Source organism: Halomonas sp. (assembly GCF_033549285.1).
Lineage (GTDB): Bacteria > Pseudomonadota > Gammaproteobacteria > Pseudomonadales > Halomonadaceae > Halomonas.
In genome coordinates, this window is the sequence record NZ_JAWSUJ010000128.1 from 1 (window position 1) to 9632 (window position 9632).

Genomic DNA, 9632 nt, shown 5'->3' on the forward strand with positions numbered 1-9632 from the left:
GAGGAGCCGGGTGCGTCAATTGCGCATGCCCGGATCTGAGGGGGGCCGGGTCGAGCAATCGCCCGGTCTACCCGACTGATATCTGCGATGCGCCGGCGATGCATCGCGTCTTCGACGAGTATCGGCCGGACGTGGTGATGCACCTGGCCGCAGAGAGCCACGTGGATCGTTCCATCGACGGGCCTGCCGCGTTTATCCAGACGAATCTGGTCGGCACCTCGGTGCTGCTGGAGGCCGCCCGTGGCTACTGGAAGGCCTTGCAGGAGAGCGACCCGGCCAAGGCCGCCGGCTTTCGTTTCCACCATGTCTCGACGGATGAGGTGTATGGCGACTTGGGGGTGCCAGAGGCGCCTGTGAATGGTGAATTGAGAATGGTGAATGGTGACCCCTCACCCCTCACTACTCACCACTCACTATTCACCGAAACCACGCCCTATTCCCCCAGCTCGCCGTACTCCGCCAGCAAGGCCGGCTCCGACCATCTGGTACGCGCCTGGCAGCGGACCTTCGGCCTGCCCACGCTGATTACCAACTGCTCCAACAACTATGGGCCCTGCCAGTTCCCCGAGAAGCTGATCCCGCTGATGGTCCTCAATGCCCTGGCCGGCAAGCCGCTGCCGGTCTACGGCGACGGCCAGCAGATCCGCGACTGGCTCTACGTGGAAGACCACGCCCGCGCGTTGATCAAGGTGGCCATCGAAGGTCAGGTGGGGGAGACCTACAACATCGGCGGCCATAACGAGAAGACCAACCTCGAGGTGGTGGAGGCGGTCTGCTCGTTGGTGGACGAACTCAGGCCCGCCTCTTCCAGCTTCCAGCTTCCAGCTTCCAGCTTGATCACCTTCGTGAAAGACCGCCCCGGCCACGACCTGCGCTACGCCATCGACGCCGGCAAGATCGAGCGCGAGCTGGGCTGGGTGCCGCAGGAGACCTTCGAGACCGGCCTGCGCAAGACGGTGGAGTGGTACCTGAAGAACCGAGAATGGTGGCAGCGGGTGCTGGATGGCAGCTATCAGGGCGAGCGGCTGGGGGCGCTGTGACATACCCTTCAGCGGATAATATTGAGATTATCCCTTTCAGGGGATAGCATAAAGCGTATCCGCTTTAGAGGATGAGGAAGAAATGAAGATTACCTCTGCAGATAGTCTGGCCCAGGCGTTCAAGGAGGCCCGTGTCCGGGGTGGCCTGACCCAAAGTGAGGCCGCTCAGGCCGTGGGAATCAAGCAGGCGACGGTATCGGCATTCGAGAATCACCCCGAGAGAAGCCGAGTGGACACTCTCTTCAAGCTGATGGCGGCGCTCGGTCTGGAAATGCATGTGACCGAGAGAGATCAGAACCACGGCGGTCAGATCTGGGGCGAGGAGTGGTAGCGCGTGGCGAATCTGGTGGTGGCGCTCAACGGTATCGAGGTAGGCCTGCTCAGTCTTGCACGCTCCGGTGCCTTGTCATTCCGCTATCTCCCGGAATGGGTGCAACGCCCGGGGGCACGCGCCATATCGCTTTCGTTACCGCTCTCTCAGGCCAGTTATCACGGTGAGCGAGTCTACAACTTCTTCGATAACCTGTTGCCGGACTCTGATGCCATCCGCGCCAGAATGCAGGCTAGGTTCCAACTGTCGACGGGGCATCCTTTCGATCTGCTGGCCGCCATCGGTCGGGACTGCGTCGGCGCCATTCAGCTGTATCCTGAAACAGACACCATACCCGATGTTCACCAGGTGGTGGCTGAACGCTTGAGTGATGACGAGATAGCGTCACTACTTTGCCGCTATCGAGAGCTACCGCTTGGCATGACACGAGATGGCGATTTCCGTATCTCGCTAGCCGGTGCGCAGGAGAAGATGGCACTGCTTTGGTTCCGGGAAGGCTGGCATCGCCCGCTATTCGCTACGCCTACCAGCCATATCTTCAAGCTGCCGATTGGCTTTCTCAGTCACAGCAATATCGATCTTCGTGACAGCAATGAGAATGAGTGGCTATGCCTGAAGATTCTGGAGGCTTTCGGGCTGCCGGTAGCGAAAGCCGAGCTGGCACGCTACGGGGCCCAGAGTGTGCTGGTGGTCGAGCGGTTCGACCGACGCTGGTCAAGCGACAGACGCTGGTTGATGCGGCTACCACAAGAAGACTTCTGCCAGGCCCTCGGGGTCGCCCCAGCACTCAAGTATGAAAGCGACGGAGGGCCTGGGATCAAGGCGGGCATGGCGCTACTGCTGGGTTCACAACAGGCACTGCAAGATCGGGACACCTTCTTCAAGGCCCAGATCATGTTCTGGGTATTGGCCGCAATCGATGGGCATGCCAAGAACTTCAGCATATTCCTTGAACCGCAGACGGCTTACCGGATGACCCCGCTGTATGACGTGATCTCTGCCTACCCACTGATGGCAAGGGGCAGCCTCCCCGAAGAAAGAGCCAAGATGGCGATGTCGGTAAAGGGCAAGAATCGGCACTACCGCTGGTCGCGTATCGCGTCACGCCACTTTGTCAGCACGGCTGAGCAGGTGGGATTTTCGCGGCAACGCACCCTATCGATCATCGAGGGGATACTCGATCGGGCAGACAGCGCCATGGCCGAGGTAGAGGCCCAGCTACCCAGCCATTTTCCCAGTACTGTTAGTGACCCTGTCATGGAGAGAGTGGCTCGACAGCTCAAGCGACTTGAAGAGGAATTGGCGAATTGAGTATGCATCAAACATGAAGATCCTGATCACTGGTGGCAGTGGCCAGGTTGGCTTCGAGCTGCAGCGCCAGCTTTGCCTGTTGGGTACGGTGATGGCGCCATCTCGCCAGGACCTTGACCTCGCCGATGCGGTAGCAGTGGATCGGTGGCTCTACTCTCACCAGCCCGAGCTGATCGTCAACGCCGCGGCCTATACCGCGGTGGACAGGGCCGAGGACGAGCCTGTGCTGGCGCGGCGGCTCAACGCCGAGCTGCCTGCCCAACTGGCCGCATACTGTGCAAGCCGAGGTCAGTGGCTGGTGCACTACTCCAGTGATTACGTCTACCCAGGCAGCGGTGAAACACCCTGGCAGGAGCAGGACGCCACTGGCCCGCTCAACGTGTATGGCCAGACCAAGCTTGAGGGGGACGAGGCAGTGCAGGCGAGCGGCTGTGCGCACCTGATCTTTCGCACCAGCTGGGTCTACAGCGCGCGCGGCCACAACTTCATGAAGACCATGCTGCGCCTGGGCCGTGAGCGCGATGCGCTGAAGGTGGTCAGCGACCAGGTCGGGGCACCGACGCCGGCTCGGCTGATCGCTCAGGTGACGGCTTTGGCGCTTTACAAGGGAGCAACGCCTGCCCCCTCACCCCTCACCCCTCACCAGCGAAGCGCTCACCCCTCACCAGCGAAGCGCTCCCCCCTCACGCTCCACATGCCATCAGGCATCTATCACCTGGCGCCACGCGGCGAAACCAGCTGGCATGGCTTTGCGTGCGAAATCTTCCGCCAGGTACGCGAGCTTGGGGAGCCGTTGGCGATTTCACCCGGAGGCGTGGCAGCTATTTCCAGTGCCGAGTATCCTGTGCCCGCAGCGAGGCCGCTGAACTCGCGGCTGGCACTGACCCGGCTGGAACAGGCATTGGGGCTGTGTATGCCTGATTGGCAGGAGCAGCTGTCACTGACCCTGGCCGAGGTGCTGGCCAGCTAGCAGGAATATGCCTGGGCGTTGTCTGCCTGTTGGCCCAAAGGATGAACAGGAGTGTTCGCATGGAGCGAAAGGGTATTGTGCTGGCAGGAGGCTCGGGCTCTCGGCTCTATCCGCTTACGCTGGGGATCTCGAAGCACCTGCTGCCTGTCTACGACAAGCCGATGATCTATTACCCGCTTTCGGTGCTGATGCTGGCCGGAATTCGCGAGATCCTGATCATTACCACGCCGCAGGATCTGCCCCTCTTCCAGCGGCTGTTGGGCAACGGGGAGGCCTTCGGCGTTCATCTGGAGTATGCGGTTCAACCCAGCCCCGGGGGCCTGGCCCAGGCCTTCCTGATCGGCGAGGCGTTTATCGGCGATTCCCCCGTTTGCCTGGTGCTGGGGGATAACCTCTTTCATGGCCAGCACTTCACCGGCCAGCTGAGGCAGGCTGCTGCCCAGGCGAGTGGAGCGACGGTGTTCGGCCACTATGTGAACGATCCGCGGCGCTTCGGGGTGGTGGAGTTCGATGAATCCGGGCGTGCGGTATCGATCGAGGAGAAGCCGGACAACCCTCGCTCGAACCATGCCGTCACGGGGCTCTACTTCTACGACAATCGCGTGGTCTCGCTGGCCCGAGAGGTAACCCCCTCGTCCCGTGGCGAGCTGGAGATCACCAGCCTGAACAACGTCTACCTGCAGATGGGCGAGCTTGAAGTGGCCAGCCTGGGGCGGGGTTTCGTGTGGCTGGATACCGGCACCCATGACAGCCTGCTCGAGGCGAGCCAGTACGTTCAGGCGATCGAGCATCGCCAGGGGCTCAAGATTGCCTGCCTGGAGGAGATCGCCTGGCAGCAGGGCTGGATCAGCCTCGACAGCCTGGCGGCACGCGGCCGGACGTTCCACAACACCGACTATGGCCGCTACCTGTTGAATGTGGCCGACAATGCCAGTCGATACGGTGCCAACCGATAAGGAGAAGGGAGTTGCCTATGCAGGCCGTTGCCCTGGAGATACCCGATGTGAAGTTGCTGACGCCCGACGTCTTCGGTGATGCGCGTGGCTTCTTCATGGAAAGCTATAATCGGCGCACCTTTGACGAGGTCATCGGCGAGGAGGTCTCCTTCGTTCAGGACAACCACTCTCGCTCCGCGCAGGGGGTGCTGCGGGGCTTGCACTACCAGGTCCAGCAGCCCCAGGGCAAGCTGCTGCGGGTACTGCAGGGCGAGATCCTCGATGTGGCGGTGGACCTGCGCCGCGAGTCTCCCGACTTCGGCCGCTGGGTTAGTGTGCTGCTGGACGCCGAGAACCACCAGCAGCTGTGGGTGCCGCCGGGGTTTGCCCATGGCTTCGTGGTGCTCAGCGAGAGTGCCGATGTGTTCTACAAGACCACCGACTACTATGCACCCCGGCATGAGCGGGCCATCCGCTGGGACGATGCCGTGCTGGGCATCGACTGGCGGCGTGAGCTCTGGCAGTGGAAAGGCGAGCCAACGCTTTCGCCACGCGATGCCGCCGCGCCCTCTTTTCACGAACAGACCAACTGAACCGTTCTGATGCCTCAATCCTTGATGACCGATACCGCCCGTGAGCGGCGAGTTTCCGAGCAGGTGCTGATTCCTCAGCTGTCGCTGCAGTCGATGTTCTGGCGGCCCAAGTTCACCGATGATTCGGCATGGTATCCACATGTGCCGGTGGCCTTCTGGCTGATCGAGGCTCACCACCCCCAGCGAGTCGTGGAGCTGGGGTGTGATGAGCCGGTGGCGTATTTCGCCTTCTGCCAGGCGCTTGAGCGCCTCAATCCGCTGTGTGAAAGCCTGGCCTTTACCACCCAGCCGCCACGCCGGGCCTGGCTCGACTATAACGACGCCCAGTATCAGGAGTTCTCTGCACTGCAGCAGGCCACCGAACAGCAGGCCTTGCAGGCCCTGGATGACGGCGATGTGGACCTGATGCATGTCTCGCCGAGTGCTGCCGCCGCGGTGCTGGAGAACTGGGAGGCGTGGGAACGCAAGTTGTCCCCCTCCGGGCTGGTGGTCATCAGCGAGGCTCAGGGCCGGACGGGAAGCCGCCATGGCGCGGAGCTCTATCGCTATCTCAAGGGGTATTATTCGCATTTCCTGTTTGCGCAGGGCGCCGGCCTGGGCATCGTGGCCGTCGGCGACCAACAGTCCGATGTCGTGTCGCGACTGCTGGCGTTCTCGCCTCGCGACCCTTCTGCGCGATTGATCCAGCAGGTCTTTTCGCGCCTCGGGTTGGCCTGTGCCCCTGCCTCGGCAGGCGATTCGTCCACCGAGGAGCGGCCGAGTGAAGAGCTCGCCCAGGCAATTGCCGAGCGAGATGAGCGCATCAGGGAGTTGGCAACCCTCACCCAGCTACTTGAAAGTGCCGAACAGCGTGAACAGCAAGAGCGCCAGCGGCGCGAACAGGCAGAGCAGGCGAGGGCGCAAGCTGCCGAGGAGCGTCGGGCCCTTGAGCAGGCTCATACCGAGCTGGAAACCCGGCTGAAGACGGTATCCGCCGAGCTGACTGCCCTGAAGCAGGCGGCCGACAAGGCCCGAGCCGACCAGCAGGCGGAGGTGACGTCGCTCAAGGTAGCGCTGGATCAGCGCAACCGGGAAGTCGCCGAGCAGCAGGCAAGTCGGAAGAGAGCCGAGGAGCGCCTGGCAACGCTTGAGGCGGAGTTCGACAAGGAGCGCGCCGCCAGGCAGGAGGTCGAGCAGGTTGCCGCGGTCGAGCGTGAACAGGATGGGCGCCGCCTGACGGAACTACGTGAGCGCGCCGACCAGCTGGAAGCCGAGAACCGCTTCCTGCAGGCCGAGCAGGCGCAACGCTTCGATGAGATCGCCCAGCTGACCAGGATGCTCGAAGAGCGCCCCGCCGAGGCGCCTGCAGAGGACGAGGAAGCGCCAGAAGCCAGCCAACCTCAGGTGGCCGAAGCGCCGGCTGCCTCCGGGGAGGAAAAGAGGCCGCGCCTGGTGGAGCGCTTCGTCATGCGTGGCAAGGATGCCCGCAAGCTCAAGCGCCAGGCCCAGCTGGTGCAGGGCTCCGGGCTGTTCGATGCCGAGTGGTATCTGGCGACCTATCCCGACGTTCGAGGGGCTGGAATGCCGCCCCTGGAGCACTTCCTGCGCTTCGGTGGCCAGGAGGGACGGTCGCCCGGGCCGAACTTCGATAGCCACTGGTACCTGACCGAGTACCTGGATGTCGCCGAGTCAGGCATGAACCCGTTGTTGCACTATCTGAAGTTCGGACGCTCCGAGCAGCGCTTGCCGCTGCCGGGAGGCGTGCGCTGAACCCACGGGAAATGCGTCAGCGCTTGCGGAGTTTGGGCCGGCAACTGGTGGCAGGGCTTGGCCTGGCGAAGAAGTCGGCGGAAGGCCCTCCGCCCTGGTTCGATGAAAACTGGTACCTGGCCGAGTACCCCGACGTTGCCGCCGCCGGAATGGACCCCTGGGTCCACTACTGCCGCCACGGCAAGGCGGAGGGGCGCCTGCCGCGTCGCAACCGTGCCCTGGCCTGGGAGCACCATCTGTGGCGTGGTGGCGAGGCGGTGATGGCGCCGCGGCTTGAGGGCCTGCTTGATCATTCCGATGCCACGCCGGAGGAGCAGGCCTACGCCCGCTGGGCCCTGGCGCGCTGGCGCGCCTGGCAGGGAGATTGGCGGGAAGTGGTGGCGCTCCTGGAAGGTATCGATAAGTCGCGCTCCTGCAATGATGCCGGTGGCCCCCGGCAGGGCATCTATCTGCTGCTGGTCGAGGCGCTATGCCGGCTGGCAGAGCAGGGGGCGGGCGATGAGGCGCTACTGAAGCAGGTGCTTGGTGAGCTTCGGGCGCACTTTCCGGATGCGGCCGATACCCGCCTGGCCGAGGCCAATGCTCAGCGGGTGCTTGGTGATGAGGCGGCGAGGTTGGCGGCCATCAATGCGCCGTTTGCCCGGCACGGCCTGGACGAGGTGACGTTGCGGGATGCGGGTAAGACACTGAGCCTCGATAACCTCACTCCTTACTCCTTACTCCTCACGCCTCACGCCTCACCCCTCTCCCCTCACCAGCCCGAAGGACGCTCCCCCCTCACCCCTGACCGGCGAATCCCGCCCTCTTATCTCGGTCATCGTGCCGCTCTACAACGCCGAGGCAACGATTGCCACGGCGCTGCACAGCCTGCTTGCTCAGACCTGGCGACCTCTGGAGATCATCGTGGTCGACGATGCCAGCCAGGATAGCGGCGCATGTGTGGTAGAGCGCTTCGCGGGCGAGTGCCCCGAAGGCGTAAGCCTGCGCCTGGTGCGGCTGGGCGAGAACCGTGGTGCCTATGCGGCACGCAACGTCGGCCTGGCCGAGGCCCAGGGTGAGCTCATCACCACCCACGATAGCGATGACTGGTCGCATCCGGAGAAGCTGGCACGCCAGGTCGAGGCGCTGCTTGCGGCCCCGCAGGCGCTGGGGTGCCTGTCGCACTGGGTGCGTGCCACGCCGACCCTGTTCTTCCACCGCTGGCGAACCGAGCCGGAAGGCTGGACCTACCGCAATATCTCCTCGCTGATGTTCCGCCGCCGGGTGTTCGATGCCCTGGGCTTCTGGGACGAGGTCACGATCAATGCGGATACCGAGTTTCACGAGCGGGTGTTGGCCGCCTTCGGTGATTCGGCAGTGGTTGATGTGCTGCCTGGCGTACCGTTGGCCTTTGGGCGAGCCGATGAGGGCTCGCTGAGTCAGCACGGCGCGACCCACCTGGTTACCCAGTTTGTGGGGGTGCGCCACGACTATATGGCCAGTGCGCGGCGCTGGCATGCGTCGGCTACCCACCCATCCGATCTCCACCTTCCCCGCCAGCCTGGTTATCGCCCCTTTGCGGCACCTGCCGCCATATGCCGCCAGGTGTTGCCCGTTCGCTTCACGCATCCCATGGATGAGCTGCAGGCCTGTGAGCTGTGCGATCCAGGCTGGTATTGCCGGACCCATATCGACCTTCAGCATCAGCGCATCGAGCCGCTGGTACACTATTGGCAGGTCGGGGCATCCGAAGGGCGCGATCCCGGCCCGAACTTCAGTGCCTCGGGCTATCTTGCGCGTTATCCGGATGTGGCGGATTGGTTGGCGGAGAGTCGGCTCACTCCTCTGCAGCATTTTGTGCGACATGGCCGCGAACGGCTCCATGAGCCGCTGCCGGTCCTGGAGGGTCGGCAGCCGCACCGCGAGGGAAGGCCGACACTGCTGCTGGTGGGCCACGCGGCGGGCACCACCCTCTACGGCGCGGAGCGCAGCCTGCTGGATATTGCTCGGGCGCTGATGGCCCTGGAGGTGAATCTGGTGGTGGCCTTGCCGACGGCGGTGAATGGGGGCTACCTGGGCTCGCTTCAGGCAGTGTCACTGGCCGTTGCCGTCCTGCCCTATGGGTGGTGGCAGAACGGCAAGGTGCCCGAGCCGGCTACGGTTGGCCATTTCCAGGACTTGATGCATCGTTTCCGGGTCGACCTGATGCATGCCAACACCCTGGTGCTGGATGAGCCCCTGGTGGCGGCTCATGGGCTGGGAGTGCCGGCCGTGGTGCATGTTCGCGAGTTGCCTGAGCACGACCCGGCACTTTGCGAGACGCTGAATGCCACACCGGCGTGCTTGCGCAGGCGGGTGCGGGAGAGTGCCTCCGGGATCATCGCCAACTCCCGGCATGTTGCGAAATGGCTCGGCGCTGGAGTGCCCACGGCAGTGGTCCCCAACACCGTCGAGATGTCGGCGCTGCTGGCGCTTCCTGAACCGTCACTTGAAGGCAGCGCTGCTTCAGTAGGCATGCTGAGCAGCAACCTGCCGAAGAAAGGGCTTGATGACCTGGAGGCGATGGCCGGTCATCTCGAGTCCATGCTGCCCGACGCTAGGATCAAGATCTTTGGACCCCATACCCCTGCCGTGGAGGCGCTGCTGCCAGGGAAAACGCATGAAAAACCGCTCTACGACGGGCTTCGTAGCGCTTTACCAGTAGGAGCTAATGTGGTCATCTAG

General features: G+C 63.5%; 8 protein-coding genes and 1 pseudogene. All 9 read left to right on the top strand.

Going from position 1 to position 9632, the window contains the following annotated elements; translation table 11 throughout:
- A partial coding sequence (gene rfbB / locus SCI24_RS19345) for a dTDP-glucose 4,6-dehydratase (protein WP_412930241.1) occupies window positions 1–1040 on the top strand: 1040 nt, incomplete at its 5' end.
- A gap of 79 nt (window positions 1041–1119) precedes the next feature.
- Window positions 1120–1371 (top strand): annotated as a pseudogene (locus tag SCI24_RS19350) (helix-turn-helix domain-containing protein); the annotation flags it as partial.
- A gap of 3 nt (window positions 1372–1374) precedes the next feature.
- Window positions 1375–2682 carry a type II toxin-antitoxin system HipA family toxin gene (locus SCI24_RS19355; protein ID WP_318726931.1) on the top strand — a complete coding sequence of 436 codons (1308 nt, stop codon included), beginning with the start codon at window positions 1375–1377 and terminating at the stop codon, window positions 2680–2682.
- A 13-nt stretch (window positions 2683–2695) separates the two neighbouring features.
- Window positions 2696–3652 (top strand): dTDP-4-dehydrorhamnose reductase, encoded by a 957-nt coding sequence (gene rfbD, locus SCI24_RS19360; RefSeq protein ID WP_318726932.1) that lies wholly within the window; start codon window positions 2696–2698, stop codon window positions 3650–3652.
- Window positions 3653–3711: 59 nt separating this feature from the next.
- Window positions 3712–4608, top strand: coding sequence for a glucose-1-phosphate thymidylyltransferase RfbA (gene rfbA, locus SCI24_RS19365; RefSeq protein WP_318726933.1), 897 nt, complete (start codon window positions 3712–3714; stop codon window positions 4606–4608).
- 17 nt (window positions 4609–4625) lie between these two features.
- The gene (rfbC, locus tag SCI24_RS19370; RefSeq protein WP_318726934.1) at window positions 4626–5180 is read left to right on the top strand and encodes a dTDP-4-dehydrorhamnose 3,5-epimerase; all 555 of its coding nucleotides are present in this window, start codon (window positions 4626–4628) and stop codon (window positions 5178–5180) included.
- A gap of 9 nt (window positions 5181–5189) precedes the next feature.
- On the top strand, window positions 5190–6929 hold the full coding sequence (locus SCI24_RS19375) for a class I SAM-dependent methyltransferase (RefSeq protein ID WP_318726935.1): 1740 nt from the start codon (window positions 5190–5192) through the stop codon (window positions 6927–6929).
- A gap of 47 nt (window positions 6930–6976) precedes the next feature.
- Window positions 6977–7858: a hypothetical protein gene (locus SCI24_RS19380; RefSeq protein ID WP_318726936.1), complete on the top strand. Its 882-nt coding sequence runs from the start codon at window positions 6977–6979 to the stop codon at window positions 7856–7858.
- Window positions 7749–9632, top strand: a complete 1884-nt coding sequence (locus SCI24_RS19385; protein ID WP_318726937.1) for a glycosyltransferase — start codon at window positions 7749–7751, stop codon at window positions 9630–9632. The genes SCI24_RS19380 and SCI24_RS19385 overlap by 110 nt, the downstream gene beginning before the upstream one ends.

Coding starts and splice junctions, on each gene's coding strand:
- rfbD (WP_318726932.1), top strand. CDS start 2,696: ATGAAGATCCTGATCACTGGTGGCAGTGGCCAGGTTGGCTTCGAGCTG.
- rfbC (WP_318726934.1), top strand. CDS start 4,626: ATGCAGGCCGTTGCCCTGGAGATACCCGATGTGAAGTTGCTGACGCCC.
- rfbA (WP_318726933.1), top strand. CDS start 3,712: ATGGAGCGAAAGGGTATTGTGCTGGCAGGAGGCTCGGGCTCTCGGCTC.
- SCI24_RS19375 (WP_318726935.1), top strand. CDS start 5,190: ATGCCTCAATCCTTGATGACCGATACCGCCCGTGAGCGGCGAGTTTCC.